Source organism: Streptomyces sp. NBC_01275 (assembly GCF_026340655.1).
Taxonomy (GTDB): Bacteria; Actinomycetota; Actinomycetes; order Streptomycetales; family Streptomycetaceae; genus Streptomyces.
Genome location: NZ_JAPEOZ010000001.1, coordinates 8792935 through 8811451, shown reverse-complemented (window position 1 = coordinate 8811451; position 18517 = coordinate 8792935). Strand labels below are relative to the sequence as shown.

The following is an 18517-nucleotide window of genomic DNA, read 5'->3' as shown; positions in this document are numbered from 1 at the left end:
TCCGTGAGCCCGTCCAGGTCGGTCTCGACGCGGCGGATCAGTGTGCGGATGCGCTTGATTTCCTCCTCTGAGGGAGTCGCCTCGGTGCGGGCCCAGCGTCCAAGTCGGTTGCTGCGGCCAGGCGTTCGCGATCCCGGAGCAGAGTGTCGAGGTAGGTCCGCAGCTCCGGCAAGTACGACGGGTCGGTGCGGAAATGGTCGCAGCCGACGCAGCGGAACCGGAACGGGCAACCGTGGCCGCCGGCCTTGACGTTGCTCGGCTCGACGCAGATCCCGTAGGGGACGGACACTTGGCCGATCCGCAGGCGGGCGTGCTCGTGCTCCAGGAGCCGGCGGGCCTGGGTCCAGATCCGGTTGCCGTGCCGGTCGAATTGGTGCGAGACGAGTTTGTCGACCGCGGACCGGGTCCGCTTCTCGGTCACCCGATAGTAGGTTTGTGTAGTTTGCAACGATCTGTGGCCCATGAGCTCACGGAGCACATCGGGGAGGGTTCCGGCGTCGGCGTGTCGTTGGGCGTAGGAGTGCCGGTAGGAGTAGGGCACGACTTCCAGCTTGGGGAACTCGGTGCCGTCAGCCAGCAGCAATGGGGGCATGGCGTTGACCCAGCGGCGGTGGACGTTGCCGATGTGCTGCATCCGGAACGGCTGGGTGCCCTCGGAGTTCTGTCGGGGCCGGGGGAAGAGGACCAGCTTGGAAAGCTCGGTGTCTGGGAAGCGTGCGCGGATGGTCTTCTTCTGCCGGACGATGATTTCTGCGGTGGAGTCCGGGATCGGCAGGCGGCAGCCGATGCGGTTGTTCTTGAAGTCGGTGTAGACGAGCACGGATTTGCCGTGTTCGTCGGTCTCCAGGCAGTCCCAGGGCAGGCACCCGATCTCGTCGGGGCGCCGACCGGTGTCGACGAGGACCTCGATGGCGGCGCGAGCGTCGTCGCTGCCGTCGCGGATCTGGTCGAGGGTGGGCAGTCGCTCGCAGAGCTGGCTGAGGATCTCCTTCGGCAGGGCCCTGCCCGGTCCTTCCTCGGTGATGACCGGGGGCATGTCATGTCTTCTCAGCGCGAAGTCGTCGGGCAGCTCAGCGAGGATCTCGCCGGGCCGGGTCAGACCCAGGTCGCGGATCTCACGCAGGAACCGGCCGGTGAAACGGCAGATCGTCGTGCGGCGGAAGGCGCTGATCTCGCCGGTGTGCGCCAGATGAGTCACGTACTGCGCGAACGCCTCGATGTCGCTTCGGCCGAGCGCGGCCATGTCCGCTCCGCCGTCCTGCCGGGACCGGACCAGACTCTGCGAGAGGTAACGAACGCAGAGGATCATGTCGGAGAGGCTGTTGGGGATGTTCTTGCCGTAACGGCGGGGGATCTCGTCCAGCACCCACGTCTTGCAGGCCCGGCGCATCCACTCCTGGCGCAACGGTGTGAAGTCCATCTTGCGCCACTGGCCCAGTCCGAAGGCGCCCATGTTCCAGACGTCCTTGATCTGTTCCAGCTCCGGCGTGGAGACGGCGGCCGCGAGTGTGCGGCGCATGCGGTTGGCCATGCCGGCGAGATGGGTGTTGCGGGGCACCTGGACGTCGTCGAACTGCTCGACGCGTTGCTCGCGGAGGTGCCGGACGACGCCTCGCAGCAGGACGGGCGGGGTCTTGACCTCGGCGTCCGTGCGGGCCTGGAGGACATAGAGGATCTCGGCGGTCACCAGGACCGGCAGACCGCGCAGGCTCAGCGCGGTGGACTCCGCCGTGCCGGGCTCGGTGCGGCACCACGTCTCGAAATCAGCGTCGGGGACCTGTGCCTCCTGCCACCTCACCCAGTGGGGAGGGCAGAACGCGTTGGAGCTGTTCGCCTGGTGCCGGTGGCAGGCGTCCACCGAGCACAGGCCGAAGCCCGGCAGCGGGCGAACGCGCGGGTCGGCGAAGAACTCTTCCAGCGGCGGACGCCCCAGCCTCGTGAACAACTCGCGGTGCCGCATGCACATCTGCGTGCGGGACGACGTCCAGGGGCGCCGGCACTTCGCGACCGCGCACCCGCCCGAGATGTTGCTGATCTGTTTTGGCTCGGTCGCCAGGAAGTCCTCCGGCGTTTTGCCGCTCCGCTTCCAGCTGCCGCGGCAGGCCGAGCACAACCCCAGGTCCGTCTTCCGGGCTGCTGCCCAGCAGCCGGAACGGGCGCAGACATTCATGTCGAGGAAAGGGTGGTCCGGTGAGGGCCGAAGGATCCGGGACTTCTCGTCCCAGTTCAGAACGTCCAGCGTCTCCGGCCGGATCAGAGCGCGCAGCCGTTTCGCGCGGGCAGGCAGCAGATCCGATGCGGGAGCGGGCACCAGTTGCAGGGCCGTGGTCATCCGTTCCTCCCGGGAGCGAGAGCGCCGACCCGCTCGACGGCGGACCGCAGGCGTTGCGGGTCAGGGTGCAGGTAGACCTCGGAGCTGGAGGCGTTCGCGTGGCCGAGCAGATCGGCGATCTCGTCCAGGACGGCGCCGGCGTCGGCGGCGTTGCTGGCAAATCCGTGCCGCAGGGCGTGGGGATGAACGCCGTCGGCCAGTCCGGCCCTGCGCGAGAGCCGGCTGAACAGGTCGTTCAGGGCGCCGGGCGGCATGGGTGCCCCCAGCGGCGCTCGGAACAGGTTCACCAGCACGAAGTCGCTGTTGCGGGCCTCGCGGCAGGCGTCCCGTTCGACGACGTACTGGTCGTAAGCCTGGACCAGCAGGAAGTCGACCGGGACGGCGCGCGAACGCTTCGACTTCGCCCAGGCGCCGTTGTCGTTGTCCCGGCGCACCACGTGCAGGTGAGAGCCGGGAATCCGACAGCCCAGCACGCTGGCGTCCAGGACGAAGTGGATGTCTTCGCGCCGAAGGCCCACGGCCTCGCTGCGACGCAGTCCCGCCCTGGCCAGCAACAGGACGATGAACCGGTCCCGGGCCGAGCGGCAGGCCCGCAGCAGAGCGAGGACGTCCTCGTCGCTGGCGCGGCCGACCGGCCCAACCGGCTCGGCGGCCCGGTGCCGGGCCTTGGCGTAGTAGCGCAGCCCGCTGCCCTCGCCGCGGGCCTGCACCGGCAGGTCACGGTCGTCGGCGACCTCGTAGAGCTGGGACAGCACGAACGTGGGCACCGTTCCCAGCGTCGTGGCGTGCGCGAGGAACTCACGGACGCCGGCCAGCACGGTATTGATCCGGCGCGGCCCGCGGACCGGTTCGCTCCCGGGCCCGGCCACCACCGGAGTGCCGTCGCCGGGCGAGTGCCGCAGCCAGAACATGAAGGCGCCCAGGCGACCCGCGGCCGTCGTCCAGTCCCGGCCGGTGCACCCGCACCACGTCAGGTAGAGCGCGACCGCCCCGGCGTATGTACGCGTCGTCGACTCGGCCTGATCACGACCGAAGCGCATGCCGCAAAAACTCGTCCGCCGCCGGTACGGGTGCCAGCCGGTCCTCATCCAGCACGGTCCAGTACCGCTGACCCGACGGCATGCGTACAGCGAAGGGACGGAGCCTTCCGGAGATCACCTGATGAGCCACGGACCTTCAACGACAACCCCGACGTGCACGACACGGCGACGCGAACCGTCGTACACAGCAGCCCTCTTGTGGGTGACGCGACAGTGCACGACGCACCTACAAACCAGAGAGAATGTCTTCAACTGCCTCATGCTCATGCCGTTGTTCCTGGTCCCCGGGCTGCTGTACTACTGGTTCGCCATGCGCCGCTTCCCCGACTTCAGCCGGAAGCGGGCCGCCCAGCGGCTGCACCTGTTCGAGGAGGGGCTGGTCGTGCACCCGCCGTCCGGCGGCGATCCGGTCGCCCTGCGCTGGGACTCCCTGCGCCTCCAGCAGGAAATCACCCAGCTGGTCATCAATGGCGTCCCCGCGCCGACCAAGTACGTCTACTCGGCAGGCGCCCCCGGCCATGGATCGGTGCGGATCACGGAGTTCTACGAGGATCCCGACATCTGGGGTCCCCGGATGCAGGACGCGGTGGTGCGCGCACAGGGACCGGCCGTGCTGGAGACGCTTCGCGAGGGCGGCACGGTCCCGTTCGGAGCGCTCTCGCTCTCCCGCACGGCCGTAAGCGCCCCCGGGAAGGGGAGCCTGCCCTGGCCGAAGGTCAGGGAGGTCCGTGCCGCGGGCGGCCTGGTCCGCATCATGACCACCGACTCCTCGGGCGACCCCGTCCGCTGGTCCCACAACCACGCCAAGGACATCACGAACCTGCACCTGTTCCTGGCGGTCGCCCACAGCCTGCACAAGCAGTCCGCCGCCTGACGCTCGGCCGAACTTCTGCATTGTGCGTCGGCCGTCCCGCGAAAGTGCGCCTCGCAACTCGGGCGATACGTGCGGGACTGCGCCTAGCTCTGGTGGTGACGCCGTTGGTCTGCCGCACCCGGGCGCGCGGGCACATCGTGGAAACCCGTACACGGCTGCAGAACGAGACCGCGGGGCCGCCGACGACGAGGTGGGACCGGAGCGACCGGTCAGACGGCCGGCCGGTGGACCACTTGGCCGAGTGCGCGCGGCAGTGCCGCCCGGGAGGGGATGTCGAGCTTGCGGTAGATGCGGCCGAGGTGGGTTTCGACCGTCCTGGTGCTGACGAACAGCTCCTCTGCGATCTCCTTGGTGCGTTTGCCCTCTGCCGCCAGTTCCGCGATCTGCCGCTCTCGCTCGGTGAGAAGGGCCGCCGTCGCCCGGGCGCTCGCGTCCTGCGCCGTTGCGCTCGCCGCACCGGTTGCGGCGCAGGACGCCGGCAGCAGGGTCCTGACCCTTGCCGCCTCCTCACGGATTCGCTGTGCGTCACAGGCCCGGGCGGCCTTCCCCGCCGTATCGAGCCATTCCAGCGCCTGCCGGGTGCCATGGGCCGCGTGGACCGAAGGCGCCCCGGTCACCAAGGTCCAGGCGTGTTCCACCGGCAGGCCCGCACGGCGGAACGACTCCGCGGCCTCGTGAAACAGCCCGGCCGCCAGGCGGTGCTCTCCCTCTGCGGCGTGGAGCGCGGCCCGGGCTCTGCGCACATACTGCTGTTGCAGCGGCAGCCCCAACTGGTCGGCCACGGCCTCCCCCGTCCTGGCCCAGTCGCGTGCGGCGGCGATGTCACCGCAACGCAGAGCCGCGACGGAGGCGAGGGCCAGAAGCGAGGGCTGCCAGGCCCGCAGCAGCCGCTGCAGCTGCGGGCCGCCCTCCTCGACGAGGGTGCGCAGACAGCCTGCCGGGTCCCCGCCGAGGAACTGGGCGTGGGCGCGCAGGCCGACCGCGACGGCTGCCCGCCAGCCCCGCTTGCGCAAGGCGAGGGACAGTCCTTCCCCGGCGAGTTCGAGCAGTCTGTCGGTGTCCCGCCGTGGACGTGTCCACAGCAGCCCCGTCGCCCGCAGGATCATGGCGATCCCGGCGGCTTCGTCGGCCCCGCTCATCCGGGCGAGCAGCTCGGCCTCCCCGGCACGGCGACAGAGCGACTCCAGACGCCCCGTCAGCTGGTCGAGATGGCACAGGGCCACCAGTTGGTTGATCCGGATGAACCTCCGGGTGGCGCCCGTGGTTGCCTGCAGTCCTCGTTCCAGATGCCGGTAGGCGTCATGGAACCGCTCCTGGAACAACTCCGCGCAGCCGAGCATGGCCAGGACGTCGGGCATGGTGACGGCAGCGGCGTCCGGCAGGGCGTCCACGATCCGCGCACACTCGGTGACCTCGGCGACGGCCTCGGGCAGCAGCCCGAGCTGGGTATCGCCGAGGGCGCCCAGGGCCCGCAGGTAGGGCACCGCCGGGCCGACGGCTCCGGCCGCCTCCGCCGCCTCGCGGACCACGTCACGTGCCTCGCCGTAGGCGCCCCGGAACAACTGCACTCGCCCGTATGCGGTGATCAGTTCGACCACCGGCGCCGACAGCGGAACCGGCAGTGGGCGGGGTACGAGGTCGAGTGCCGTCCGGACCACTGCTTCGGCCTCCTGGTGGCGGCCCAGCAGCCGCTCCAGCTCTCCGCAGACGGCGTAGGCACTCAGCCGCAGGTCCTCGGAGAGATCCGACTGATGCCGGAGCACATCGTGCACCAGGGAACGGGCTTCCTGCAGGCGGCCCACGGCGCTGAGGGCCCGGCAACAGTCCAGCACCAGAACGACCCGGGGGGCGCTGATCACGTCCCCGGCGGGCAGGTGGTCCAGCGCCAGGCGCAGCCAGCGGGCAGCGACGGCCGGGGACTTGGCCATCGCCTCCGCCGCGCCCTCGACCAGAACCTGCCGGGCCTGCGCACTGCCCGCGCCCACCAGGTGCTCGGCCTGCCGGGCACGTCGGAGCGCCGACGCTCCTCGCGTGGTGAGCAGATCCAGGGCCCGCCTGTGGGCGTTGACGCGCCGGGACGGCGAAGCGTGTTCCAGGGCGACGTGACCGAGCACCGGGTGCCGGAAGACGTAGCCGCCGCCCCAGGGCAGCGGCCGTATCAAGTCCGCTTCGACGAGTTCGGTGAACGCTGCGAGGGTCCGTTCCAGGCCGAGATCGGAGACCGCAGCGACGTCGTCCGGCAGGAAAGGATCACCGAGAACGGCGGCGACCTGGATCGAGAGCGCGGCGTCAGCGGTAACGGAGTCCAGCTCGGCGACGACGGAGACAGCCTCCCGGAGCATGCCGTCCCGGTCCGGACCGGGACTCAGCGGCCACTCGTCCGGGTCCCACCGTGCCGCGACCAGGATCCGCAGCATCCGCGGGTTGCCGCAGGAGGCGGCGTGCAACTGCTCGGCGTAAGTGCCGTCGACCACGGGTGCCGGGGAGGCGCGCCACTCGGTGTACGCATGGTCACGCGCCGAGTGGGAGAAGGCGTGCGGGGAGGTGGTGTCGGTGTGAGACCCCCCATGGCCGAGCAAGGCGGATATCGCCGGGAGGTCCAAGGAGGACGGGGCCAGGCGGATGACCGAGCCGGTCTCGACTCCGTGTTCGAGCGCTTCTCTCAGTACCGGGCTAGACTGCCGCGGGCGGTGCGCCAGCGCCAGGACGAACGGGCCGGGCGGGGGTGTCCGCACGAGCTGCGCGATCAGTCTCGCGGACTGCTCGTCGCACAGATGCACGTTGTCGAGGACCAGCACGCCGCCGCGCCGCGCCGCCCAGCGCCCCAGTACGCTGCGCACCTCGGCATCCGCCCCGGCGCCGAGCTCCCGGGCGATCGGGGAATCCCGCGCCTCCAGGGCATCCAGCACCTCTGTGATGACCTGGCCGGGTTGTGTCGTACCGCGCGCGGCGTGGACGCGCGCCACCAGTGCCCCTGCCCCGGCTGCCCGCTCGGCGAGCAGGCCGAGCAGTGTGGTCTTGCCGATCCCCGGCTCACCGGTGACTTCCAGGAACGCTCCCCGGCCGTCGGTCAGATCCTGTACGACCGCGGAAAGACACTCGATCTGCGTGTGCCTGCCGACGAGAACGGCGCCGTTCGCACGGTCCGGGTCCTTGGGGGGCAAGTGATCCTCTCCCTCCCATGGATGTGCACACGAGCCAGGACGCCCTCTGTTGTCGATTCGGATATTAGGCCATCACGTTGGCCGGTTTGTGTCCTGAACGGTGACCTGCGGGAGGGCCGGAGCCGGCAACTGCCGCAGCTCGGCAGTGTTTTCGTGGGCGCCGGACAAGGCATTGCGACTGCGGGGCACATGGCGCCACGGCCGCTCCTCCGGCGGTACACCACTTGGGCGTGGGCGGACTGGAGCGCACCGCCGGATCTGCCGACCGGAGGACAGGACCGCTGACGGATCAAGCCTTCCGAGCGGGGCGCCGGACGGCGCAGAGACCCTTGCCACGGGTGGAGGTCGGCAAGCCGGGACACCGTCCGGCCTCATGCTGACCATCTGCTGACCCCGGCACGGCACTCACGGCTCTGACCTGCAGAAACGCTGTCAGGGCTCACACTGACCCGTTGCCGACCCGACTGACGGACCATCAGCCCTGTGGGCCATGAACCGCCGACGGGTCGGTGGCTCATGGCCCACGGCGAGCACGCCGGCGCCGACTGTGGCGCGGTAGCCCTCGACGACTGTGACGACGATGCATTCCAGCGCCTGGCGGTGAGCACGCCACCGCGCACGGCTCGGCGATCGAAAAGACGTCGCTGGTCCGCTGTCAGCCGTTGGAGAAGCGGCCCGCCTGGGCGAGGATCTGCTCCGGGTCGTCAGTCGGCGGGTAGATCCAGATCGCGTTGATGTTCCGCTTGAGGGTCTTGGCCTCCTGCCCGGTCAGCGCGATCTTGCGGTCCCACCCTTCGGTGAAGACGGCACCGGCGAGGCCGAGGTCGAGGCAGGTGACGTAGGGGTCGGGGGTGAAGGGCAGCAGGGTGTTGCCCAGGAGGTCGGCCGCCACGTTGTGTCCGGCGAACTTGCCCATGGGCAGGGCGTGCTGGCAGGACTGCACCGTGGAGTAGCCGTCTTCCGCGGGGGCAAGCGCGGTGTCGCCCGCCGCGTAGACGTCGGGAACTCCGATGACCCTGAGGTGCGCGTCCACTCCGAGTCGTCCCAGCCGGTCGCGTTCGCCGGGGATCTGGGCCGTGAGCGGGCTCGCGGCCATACCGGCCGTCCACACGACGGTCGCCGCGGAGATCACTTCGCCGTCCGAGAGGGTGACGTCCCGGCGGGTCGCCGATGCCACAGTGCGTCCCAGGCGTCGTTCGATCTTCAGTTCGTCGATCGCGTCGTCGATGTTCGGGCGGGGGCCGGGGCCGAGCTCCGGGCCCACGACGCCGGCGCGGTCGACCAGGACGACCCGGACGTCTTCCGCCGCGCTGTCGCGGTCGGCGATCGCGCGGAGCCGTTCGCCCAGTGCGGTGGCGATCTCCAGACCGGTGAAACCGGCGCCGACCACGACGGCGGTGTAGCGGCCCGGAGAGGATGCCTGTTCGGGCAGCCTCCGCAGGTGGTTGTCGAGGGCGGCCGCCGCGGGAAGGGTGTCGACGTCGAAGACTTCTTGCGAGCCCGGGAAGTCGGGCTGTACGAGCTGGCTACCCGTGGCCAGCACCAGCTTGTCGTAGGCCATGTCCAGTTCCTCGCCGGCACGTCCGACGGCACGTACGGTGTGCGCCTCGGTGTCGATCCCTGTGACGGTCGCCGTGACGCGGCGTACGCCGATCGGTCCGAGGATGCGGTCGAGGGCGACCCGCATACCTTCGGGGGCGTCCTCGTAGAGGCGGGGGCGGATGACCAGATCATCGCCGCCGCTGACCAGCGTCACCCGTATTTCGTCGCCGGGGCCGCCCGCCTCACGGGCGGCGCGTACGGCTCCTGCCGCGCTCCACACGCCGGCGAAGCCTCCGCCGATGACCAGGACATCCTTCATGAACTTCCCCATTTTCGAAGTCGAAGCGAGAAGCCGGTGCTCCGTGAGCAGGGCTGTCTACTGCGGGGGCCTCCCGAGGGCCCGCACCGCACATCCTGGACACTAACTATCCTGGATATTAAATGTCAAGATCTATTAGCGAGGCCACCGCCCCTGCCGAACGGAATCCGCAGGTCAGCAGCGAGCGCCGAGCTTCGATCCTGGACATGTAATGTCCGTATTATGCGAATGGCTAAAGGTGTCGAGTGGGCTCTGCACACACTGCTGAACCTGGACATGATCGGAGGCGGGCCGGTGGGCAGCGGCCAGCTCGCCGAGGCCCACGGCCTCTCCTCCTCCTACCTCAACAAACAGCTGCAGCAGTTGGCCCGTGCCGGGCTCGTGGTCTCCGTGCCCGGGCCGCGCGGAGGGTTCCGTCTGGCCAGACCCCTTGAGAACATCACCCTCCTGGATGTGGTGGAGGCCATCGAGGGAGACACCGAGGTCTTTCGCTGCACCGAGATCCGCTGCTCCGGCAAGATCGGCGAGCTGTCACCGCCGCCGACGGGCGCATGCGCCGTCAACGCGGCCATGCGCCGGGCGGAACAGGCATGGCACCAGGCACTGGCCGCTCAGTGTCTTGCCGATATCAGAGCGGAGCTGGACCGCTCCCCGATGGTCCGGCAAGTAGTGCGCTCCGCACTGAACTGAGCACGCGAAACGACGTGGCAGCCGCTGCGGCGCGCCCCGCGGCAGCCCTCGCCCGCGCCGCGGGGACCCAGCCTGGCGGAAGGCGGCTGCTGCACGCATTGTGCGACCTCCGTCGAGGCACACACTGAAACATACCGTGTGAGATAACACCTTGTCACACCCTTGACGCCTGACCACGATTTCCGGGGTGGGCCCCCGGGCCCGGCAATGGTCAGGGCCGCGCGCAGGGAGCACGCGATGGGACGGGCGGATGTCCACAGGTACGGATTCTGCCTGCTTCTTCGTCCTCATCCCTACAGGTTTCGCCTCCACCGAGGCCATCGGAAACGCGGCACATGAGATGCACGCCACACCCGACTTCCTGTCACACATCGCCATGGCGCCTCGGTCAATAGTGTGCATCCGCCAGGCGGCAAGGAGATCACTGTGGAATCGCGCCTCAACTACTTCGGCCACTCCCTCGCGGGAAAGGCGTTGAAGCACATCAACTCAGCCAACAAGGTTGCTTCGGACTCGACACTGCCGGCCGCGACCCAGGAACTGGTGAAGATCCGCGTCAGTCAGATCAACGGCTGCGCTTTCTGCACCGACATGCACACCAAGGACGCCATCGCGGCGGGAGAGGCCATGCAACGCCTCCACCTGGTCGCGGCCTGGCGCGAGGCCAAGGTGTACACCGACGCCGAGCGCGCCGCGTTGGAACTGGCTGAACAGGGCACCCGCATCGCCGACGCGGCCGGCGGTGTCACCGATGAGGCCTGGACGAACGCGGCGAAGCACTTCGACGAGGACCAACTCGTCGCCCTGATCTCCCTCATCGCCGTCATCAACGCCTACAACCGCGTCAACGTCGTCACCCAGCAGCCCGCCGGCGACTACCAGCCTGGCCAGTTCGGCTGACCGGCAGTCTCCGCGCCGAAGGGTTGCACAGCTGCACCCGTACGGGCCGGGCACCGTTCGACGAGACGGTCACGTTCGTCGACGGTCACCGACACCGCCTCCCCACGAAAGGCGGCCGTTGAAGTTCACGGTCGTTGTCGGTACCAGTTCGATCTGAGCCGTGCGCAGCTCATGTCCCGCCGTGCTGATCCCGGTCGTCCGGTCCCAGCGCCGGGGCGTTGAGGGCTCCGAGCATGCGACGGAGGTGAGCGCGTACCTGTTCCCGCTCCCGGGGCAGGAACGGTTGCAGGGTCTCCTGCTCGCACGGTTCGAGCGCGGTCTCGCCCCGCAGTGCCAGTGCCTCGCCCGCAGGTGTGACGCACATTTCGATGATCTTCCCGTGAGTGGGGTGGGGACGCCGCTCGACGAGTCCACGCTCGACCAGACTCCGCAGTCCCGCGCCCATGGACTGGGCGGTGACGCCACAGCGGCGGGCGAGTTCGGCACTGGACATCGCCCCGTCCCGGCTCAATCGGACGAGCGCACTGAACTGCGCCTGGGTCAGTCCGAGCGGGCGCAACACCCGTTCGAGGCGCTGCGCGTACGCCTGTGAGAGCTGCCAGATCAGGTAGCCGATGCGCTCACTGGGATCCTTCACCGCCATCAACGCCTCCACATGTAAGGTGACTTATAAGCCAACTTACACGATGAAGGTCGAGGAGCCATGCCCAGCACTGACACCACAGGTCAAAGTCATCTCCCCGACCCCGACCCTGGACCAGAGCGACACCGCCACCATCAAGGAGCGCAGACCGACGCCCCACCCGAACGGCCGGGGCTGACCGGTCCGCAGGCGGTGCTCAAGCCCGTGATCACGGTGCTGACGATTGGTCTGGTCTTCGTCAGCGTTTTCCTCGCCGCCTTCCATACGCCTCAGGCGCACCGACTGCCGGTCGCCGTCGCCGCATCCGACAGGACCGCGGCGCTTTTCGACGTCCGGCTGCAGCGTGTCTCGCCAGACGGCTTCCAGGTCGACCGGTACCCGGACAACGCCTCGGCCCGTCTGGCGGTTGAGCACCGCCAGGCCTATGCCGCGCTGTTGGCCGACGACGGCGATCCCAGGATCGTGTATGCGGGCGCCAACGGCCCCGCGGTGTCCGCGCTGGTGACTCCGCTCGCCAGTCCGTGCGCCCCGGGCTGTCAGCCGACAGACGAGAAATGGCCCGTGGTCGACATCCTTCCGCTCTCGAGCGGGGACAGCCGGGGCCTGTCGGTGTTCTATGCCTCATTCGGGCTGGTGCTCGCAGGGTTCCTCTTCGGCCAGGTGACCTACCAAGTGGCACCGCGCCTCTCTTTCGGGCAGCGCGTGAGCAGTCTGGCGCTGTTCGCGGCCGTCGGCGGGCTGGCGACCGCCCTCATCGCGAGTACGGCCTTCGGAGCCATACCCGGTCCCTTTCTGGGCATCGCGGGCCTTGTGGCGCTGATGGCGGGGGCTGTGGCGGCAGCCACCATCCTCTTGATCCGGATCTTCGGCCCGATCGGGGTTCTGCTTGCGTCGATTTTCATGCTGGTGATGGGAAACGCCAGCAGCGGTGGCGTACTGCCGCCCGAATTTCTGCCTGGTTGGCTGAAGCCCCTCGCCTCGGTCATGCCTCCGGGCGTCGGCGTCCGCGCCCTGGACGGGCTTGCCTACTTCCACCACGACGGGCTGGTCAACGGTGTCGTGGTGCTGTCGGTCTGGATCGCTCTGTGCGTCGCGGCGCTGTTCCTGCTCGACCGGATCGCCGCGTCTGCCACGTCTGCCACGTCTGCCGCGATCCTGCACGGCGCGAGGCCGTGAGGGCGTGAGGCCGTGAGGCCGTGAGGCCGTGAGGCCGTGAGGCCGTGAGGCCGTGAGGCCGTGAGGCCGTGAGGCCGTGAGGCCGTGAGGCCGTGAGGCCGTGAGGCCGTGAGGCCGTGAGGCCGTGAGGCCGTGAGGCCGTGAGGCCGTGAGGCCGTGAGGCCGTGAGGCCGTGAGGCCGTGAGGCCGTGAGGCCGTGAGGCCGTGAGGCCGTGAGGCCGTGAGGCCGTGAGGCCGTGAGGCCGTGAGGCCGTGAGGCCGTGAGGCCGTGAGGCCGTGAGGCCGTGAGGCCGTGAGGCCGTGAGGCCGTGAGGCCGTGAGGCCGTGAGGCCGTGAGGCCGTGAGGCCGTGAGGCCGTGAGGCCGTGAGGCCGTGAGGCCGTGAGGCCGTGAGGCCGTGAGGCCGTGAGGCCGTGAGGCCGTGAGGCCGTGAGGCCGTGAGGCCGTGAGGCCGTGAGGCCGTGAGGCCGTGAGGCCGTGAGGCCGTGAGGCCGTGAGGCCGTGAGGCCGTGAGGCCGTGAGGCCGTGAGGCCGTGAGGCCGTGAGGCCGTGAGGCCGTGAGGCCGTGAGGCCGTGAGGCCGTGAGGCCGTGAGGCCGTGAGGCCGTGAGGCCGTGAGGCCGTGAGGCCGTGAGGCCGTGAGGCCGTGAGGCCGTGAGGCCGTGAGGCCGTGAGGCCGTGAGGCCGTGAGGCCGTGAGGCCGTGAGGCCGTGAGGCCGTGAGGCCGTGAGGCCGTGAGGCCGTGAGGCCGTGAGGCCGTGAGGGCGTGAGGCCGTGAGGCCGTGAGGGCGAACATGGATGAGTCCGTCAGAACTGCTGAGCATTCCGCCTGTCTCGATCACACCATGTTTTCGCAAACTCACACTGTTTTCCCGCATGCCCTCAATGACAGCTTCGCCTGCGCCTGAGCCGACGGTGTCACACATCGTATGGCTGCCCGGTCTAGTGGGGAGACCCATCCGATTCGGTGCAGTGGTGAGAAAGGTGGATCATGAGGGTTTCTCGTCGCCGAAGACCAGCCTCGTCGGCGCACTTCGGCCTCAGCGAGGCGGCGACGAGCAGGCCGCCCGTGGACCCGACGTCGGCCGGATTGAGCGCCCTTCCCCGGCCCGTGGCCGTGGTGGTGGGCGCCGGTGGCGTGCTCGGGGCGGCGCATGTCGGTGTCGGATACGCGCTGGAGCAGCGCGGATTCGTCCCGGACCTGATCATCGGAACCTCGGTGGGCGCCCTCAACGGGGCCATCGCGGCCGCCCACCCCGACAGGGCCGCGCCGTGGCTGGACCACGTGTGGACCCAGTTGCGTCGCCGTGAGGTGTATCCGCTCGGCTACCTGTCCTCACGGGCCGGCATCTTCACCGATCGCGGCCTGCGTCGGCTGATCGCACGGGCTGGGCTGCCGTCGCGGATCGAGCAGTTGGCGGTCCCGTTCACCGCGGTGGCCATGGACCTGGCCACCGGGGCTCCGGTGCTGCTCGACCACGGAGACCTCGAGTCCGCGCTGCTGGCCAGCGCGGCCATTCCCGGGATGCTGCCCCCCGTGGATCGTGAGGGCCGGACGCTCGTCGACGGCGGGGTGATCGCCTACGTCCCGGTACTGGCCGCCCAGCAGGCCGGGGCGGCCAGCGTGGTGGTGGTCGCGGCCGGGCCGGAGAGCTCACCGTTGCGCCCCGCCAATCCGCGCCGACGGGCCGGTGCGGTCGCCGCCCGGGCCGGGCTACTGCTGTTGCACCACCAGATCGAGCGTGATCTGCACGAGGTGTCCCGGCGCATCCCGACCGTCGTGCTGCCGACCGGCATCGAGACGTGGCCCGCCCCGTGGGACTTCGGCCATTCCCAGCGGCTGATCAGCACCGCCTGCCGCGCGGCGGGGCGCTTTCTGGACGGGCTGAGCATCAACGGGCCGGGGCTGTACCGGGTCGACGATTCTTCGGCGGCATCCGCCGGCCCGGGCGAGGCGTCAACTTGTTCCACAGTGGGAGTCGACCTGTGAGTACCATCGCGTTCCTCAACATCGGCATGCACGGGCACGTCAACCCGACGCTGCCGGTCGTGGCCGAGCTCGTTCGACGCGGCCATGCCGTCAGCTACCACACCTCGCCCGCGTTCCGTGGGGAGATCGAGGCCACCGGCGCGACCGTGCACCTCTACCCCGGGGGCGATCAGCCGCTCCCCGATCCGCCGACGCCGGTCACGTGGATGGAGGCGCTCGCGAGCACCGCCGTGCGCTTGCTGCCCACCGTGCTCACCGACCTGCGCCGCGACCGACCCGACCTGATCGTCCACGACAGTGCCTGTCTGTGGGGCGCGGTCGCCGCCCGCGAGCTCGGGGTGCCGGCAGCCTCGTCGTTCACCACGTTCGCCCTCAACCGGCATGTTCCCAGCCCCACCCGTGGCTCCTGGGACCTGCTGACCGCAGCGATGGCTCAGCCCCGCAGCGTCCAGGGCTACCTGCGGTCCCGCTGGGCGCTGCACCGTCGCTTCGACGCACGGGGGTTGCCTTTGCTCGACGTGGCGAACATCCGCCGACCGCTCAACCTGGTCTACACCTCACGGGCGTTCCAGCCTGCCGTCGAGGACTTCGACGAGTCGTATCGGTTCGTCGGCCCAAGCATCGGCGCCCGACCGCTCGACCCGTCGTTCCCGGCCGATCGGCTGCAGGACCCGGTCCTGTACGCCTCGCTGGGCACGGTGTTCAACGCCGACCCACAGCTGCTGCGCAGCTTTGCCACCGCGCTCGCCCCGCTGGGCGGCACCGTGGTCGTCGCCACCGGGCAGACCGATCCCGACGCGCTCGGGCCACTGCCCTCCAACGTGCTCGCCCGCCGCTTCGTGCCGCAGCCGGAGGTGCTGGCCCGCGCGGCGCTGTTCGTCACCCACGGCGGGATGAACAGTGTCAACGAGGCCATGTACGCCGGGGTTCCGCTGCTGGTGGTCCCGCAGGGCGCCGACCAGCCGATGGTGGCCCGGCGCGTCGTCGAGCTGGGCGCCGGCCTGTCGATGCGTACCCAGGACGTCGCAAGGGGCTCGATGCGTGTCCTCGCCCGGCGCCTCCTTCACGAGCCCCGGTTCCGGGCAGCCGCGAGCGCCCTGCGGACCGCCCAGCGCGAGGCGGGTGGACATGGGCGCGCCGCCGACGAACTCGAGCGGTACCTGCAGACGGCCGGCCCGGTCGGTCCGTCGGCTCCGCCGCTCCCTCACAGCGAGGCCGAGTGATGTCGCCCGCCGTCGTTGTCCTGCTGCTGTTCGCCGGGGTGTCGGAGACCGCCGGGCGCATCCTGCCTCTGGTAGCGCGCAGGCCTGGCATGTCGCGAACTTTCGTGGCGGGGTTGCTGCTGCCTGCCGGCGTCGTCGAGGGTGTCGTGTTCGCTCTGTGGCCGCTGACCGCGTGGACGCTGGCCGAGCTGGTGCTGTCCTCACCGCCACCGGGCACCGGCTTGGTGTGGACACCGAGCCTGGTCGCCCCGCTGGTGCTCGCCGCCGTCCTGGCGTTCCCGTTGCTCGGGCCCTTGCTCCACTTCTTGCTCTTTGTGGGGGTCGGGGCCGGTCTGGTCGGCCCGCTCGCCGCGGCGAGCGGGCTGGGCTGGTGGAGTGCCGCTGGTTGCTGCGCCGTCGCTGGGACCGGGCTCGGTCTCGCCGTGGAGGCCGTTCGGCGTCTTGTCGTCAGGATCAGCGCGACCGCAGCGCCGGAGTCGATCGCATGAACGACTTCTTGCTCTGGGGCGGCGTGATCGGGCCTGCTCTGCTGGCTGAAGCTCTACTGGCCCGCTACGAGGTTCTTGCCTACGGCGCCGGCTGGCGGGCCCCTGTCACCGAACTCCCGGAGGGCGTTCCCTACGCCCGGGGTGCGGACCCTGACAGTCCCCCCGATGCCTACCTGGTCTACCTCGACGGCATCGGCAAACGCCGCGTCCGGGACAGCCGCGACGGGGGCCAACTGGTCAAGGCCCTGATCGCCGGAGCGCCGGAGCTACGGGTGCTGGGACAAGTGCAGCCCTACTCACCACTGGCCGACCCACTCGCCGACCGGCCGGTGTGGGCGTGGCTGCGCCGCCGCATCGGGCTGCTGCTCTTCCTGCACAACGTCGTGCAGACCTTCGTCGCCGCCGACCACCGCTACCGCCCCCTGTACAACCGGGCCGTCGGCTCCCAGATCGCCACTCAGCTCCGGCTCGCCGGCTACCGGCCCGACAGCGGTACACCCGTGGTGCTGCTCAGCTACAGCGGCGGCGCCCAGGTCGCCACCGGTGCGGTCGACGAGCTGCACACCCAGCTACGCTGCCCACTCCTGCTGATCACGCTCGGTGGCTTCCACAACGGCGCCAACGATCTCACCCATGCCGAGCACCTGCATCGGCTCACCAGCGCGAGCGACCGGATCGAGCGGGTCGGCACCTGGATCTTCCCGCAGCGCTGGCGACTGTTCCGTAGTAGTGGATGGAACCGGGCCGACCGCGCCGGGAAGATCACCGTGCATCGGCTCGACCCGGCCACGCACGTCGGGCCGCGCAGCTACATCAGCCCGACGGCTCAGCTGCCCGACGGCCGCAGCCACCTTGACCGCACCGCCGACACTGTGATCGCGGCCATCCGCGCCTATCTCGGCGCGACCGCCGCGCCAGGCGACCCGTTGCCATGAGGGGCCCGGCCACGGTGCGCAGCGTAGGGCCCTCCACGCTCGGCGACGGAGCCGGGGACCCCTGCCCGAACGGCAACACCGCCCGCCCCGTTGCCGCATCCCCCGGGAGGCGGCTCTCAGGGGGCGGCGGCCGACGTCCGGGAAAGAGCAGTACCAGGGCTGAGATCCTCGCGGCCGCACTCGAACTCTTCGCCGCCAAGGGCTATTCGGGCACGACGATGCGCGCAATCGCTCGGCAGGCGCAGGTGGACCCGGCACTGGTCCACCACTTCTTCAACAGTAAGGACGGCCTCTTCCAGGAAGCCGTTTCCTCCCGGATCGACATGTCCCTCCGCTTCGACTCCCGTACGGACGAGAAGCCGGAGGCCGGGCTGAGGGATCGCGGGGCGCGGATCGCCCGGACCTTCCTCTCCTTCTGCGAGGACGAGTCGACCCGCCCCGCGCTGATCGCCGTCTTCCGGGCCGGCCTGTCTCAGGAGGAGGCTGCCAAGGCGTTCCCCGACCGGCTGCCCCGCGTTCAGCACGGGGGTGCCGTTGCCGTACGGGCCGTACTGGTCCAGGTACGTGATGTGGCCCTGCCGGGCCAGCGGCAGCAGCCGGGAGCCCAGCCCGGCGGCGGGAATCACGGCTCTGCGGATCATCGGCGTCATCACGTCTCTTTCTCCGGTCGGCATGGCACTGTCATTGACGGATGAGGAGCATCACGACCGTTCCCAGGTGCATTGCGCCCTGCCAGAAGTGGCCGTAGAGCTTCTTGGTGGAAGAACTCGTCGCGGCGCCCGTACTCCGTCGCAGCCCCGGCATGTCGCACATGAGCGACCTCAGGGCGCACACCAGGAGATGCGGGCACCGGTACCCCGGTGCCCGCATCGTTGGGTGGCCGGCTCCCCCGTGGAGTGAACGGCGTGGGTGGCGGCCACGGTGCCGCAGCTCGTGAACAGCTGCGGCCGCGAACAGCACGGTCGGCATGGAGCACACGACGTCAGTGGCGATCATGCTCGTCGTGCTCTCCCACGGAGCTTGACACTGTGTTGCACCTCCGTGGTCGTCTCTCGAAGTGAAGACCACGTAAGCCATGCTCGTGTGACAGATGTCGTCACTCCTGTGACGCTCCCCCGCTCGGTGTCACAACCTTGGTGTGAGCCCTGTCGTATGTAGTGCACGTACACGGGGTCGGGGTCGCTGACCCCTCGACGGGAGGAA

Annotated in this window: 13 protein-coding genes and 1 pseudogene; 9 read left to right on the top strand and 5 right to left on the bottom strand. The window is 69.8% G+C overall.

The features are described from left to right. Nucleotides 1-37: 37 nt before the first annotated feature. Both OG562_RS38675 and OG562_RS38670 read right to left on the bottom strand, forming a co-directional pair. Entirely contained in the window at nt 38-2332 is a 2295-nt protein-coding gene (locus OG562_RS38675; protein ID WP_266406317.1) for a site-specific integrase, read from the bottom strand. Further along, nucleotides 2329-3372, bottom strand: a complete 1044-nt coding sequence (locus tag OG562_RS38670; protein ID WP_266406316.1) for a tyrosine-type recombinase/integrase — start codon at nt 3370-3372, stop codon at nt 2329-2331. Before OG562_RS38670 ends, OG562_RS38675 begins: the two co-directional genes overlap by 4 nt. On the opposite strand from OG562_RS38670, the gene OG562_RS38665 reads away from it, so the two are divergent. After that, entirely contained in the window at nt 3371-4246 is an 876-nt protein-coding gene (locus OG562_RS38665) for a DUF6585 family protein (RefSeq protein WP_323187604.1), read from the top strand. The two genes, OG562_RS38670 and OG562_RS38665, sit on opposite strands and share 2 nt — an antisense overlap. Nucleotides 4247-4455: 209 nt before the next feature. On the opposite strand, the gene OG562_RS38660 is transcribed toward OG562_RS38665, so the two are convergent. Both OG562_RS38660 and OG562_RS38655 read right to left on the bottom strand, forming a co-directional pair. Next, nucleotides 4456-7410, bottom strand: a complete 2955-nt coding sequence (locus OG562_RS38660) for a LuxR family transcriptional regulator (RefSeq protein WP_266406312.1) — start codon at nt 7408-7410, stop codon at nt 4456-4458. A 655-nt stretch (nt 7411-8065) separates the two neighbouring features. After that, nucleotides 8066-9271 carry an NAD(P)/FAD-dependent oxidoreductase gene (locus OG562_RS38655; protein ID WP_266406311.1) on the bottom strand — a complete coding sequence of 402 codons (1206 nt, stop codon included), beginning with the start codon at nt 9269-9271 and terminating at the stop codon, nt 8066-8068. A gap of 228 nt (nt 9272-9499) precedes the next feature. On the opposite strand from OG562_RS38655, the gene OG562_RS38650 reads away from it, so the two are divergent. Then, on the top strand, nt 9500-9961 hold the full coding sequence (locus tag OG562_RS38650; RefSeq protein WP_266406309.1) for an Rrf2 family transcriptional regulator: 462 nt from the start codon (nt 9500-9502) through the stop codon (nt 9959-9961). A gap of 426 nt (nt 9962-10387) precedes the next feature. Continuing rightward, entirely contained in the window at nt 10388-10861 is a 474-nt protein-coding gene (locus OG562_RS38645; protein WP_266406307.1) for a carboxymuconolactone decarboxylase family protein, read from the top strand. Nucleotides 10862-11030: 169 nt separating this feature from the next. On the opposite strand, the gene OG562_RS38640 is transcribed toward OG562_RS38645, so the two are convergent. Beyond that, nucleotides 11031-11504, bottom strand: a complete 474-nt coding sequence (locus OG562_RS38640) for a MarR family winged helix-turn-helix transcriptional regulator (protein ID WP_266406305.1) — start codon at nt 11502-11504, stop codon at nt 11031-11033. 60 nt (nt 11505-11564) lie between these two features. Between OG562_RS38640 and OG562_RS38635 the strand changes: the two genes are divergently transcribed. The 6 genes and pseudogenes from OG562_RS38635 to OG562_RS46280 all read left to right on the top strand — a co-directional run. Continuing rightward, a complete protein-coding gene (locus OG562_RS38635) occupies nt 11565-12680 on the top strand; it encodes an ABC transporter permease (protein ID WP_266406303.1) in 1116 nt (371 codons plus the stop codon). A 989-nt stretch (nt 12681-13669) separates the two neighbouring features. Then, nucleotides 13670-14668, top strand: a complete 999-nt coding sequence (locus OG562_RS38630; RefSeq protein ID WP_266406302.1) for a patatin-like phospholipase family protein — start codon at nt 13670-13672, stop codon at nt 14666-14668. Beyond that, entirely contained in the window at nt 14665-15891 is a 1227-nt protein-coding gene (locus OG562_RS38625) for a macrolide family glycosyltransferase (RefSeq protein WP_266406299.1), read from the top strand. The genes OG562_RS38630 and OG562_RS38625 overlap by 4 nt, the downstream gene beginning before the upstream one ends. Further along, nucleotides 15891-16379 carry a hypothetical protein gene (locus tag OG562_RS38620; RefSeq protein WP_266406297.1) on the top strand — a complete coding sequence of 163 codons (489 nt, stop codon included), beginning with the start codon at nt 15891-15893 and terminating at the stop codon, nt 16377-16379. Before OG562_RS38625 ends, OG562_RS38620 begins: the two co-directional genes overlap by 1 nt. Then, nucleotides 16376-17314, top strand: coding sequence for a hypothetical protein (locus OG562_RS38615; RefSeq protein WP_266406295.1), 939 nt, complete (start codon nt 16376-16378; stop codon nt 17312-17314). The genes OG562_RS38620 and OG562_RS38615 overlap by 4 nt, the downstream gene beginning before the upstream one ends. Beyond that, nucleotides 17311-17559 (top strand): annotated as a pseudogene (locus OG562_RS46280) (TetR family transcriptional regulator); the annotation flags it as partial. The gene OG562_RS38615 and the pseudogene OG562_RS46280, both read left to right, overlap by 4 nt. Nucleotides 17560-18517: the final 958 nt, after the last annotated feature.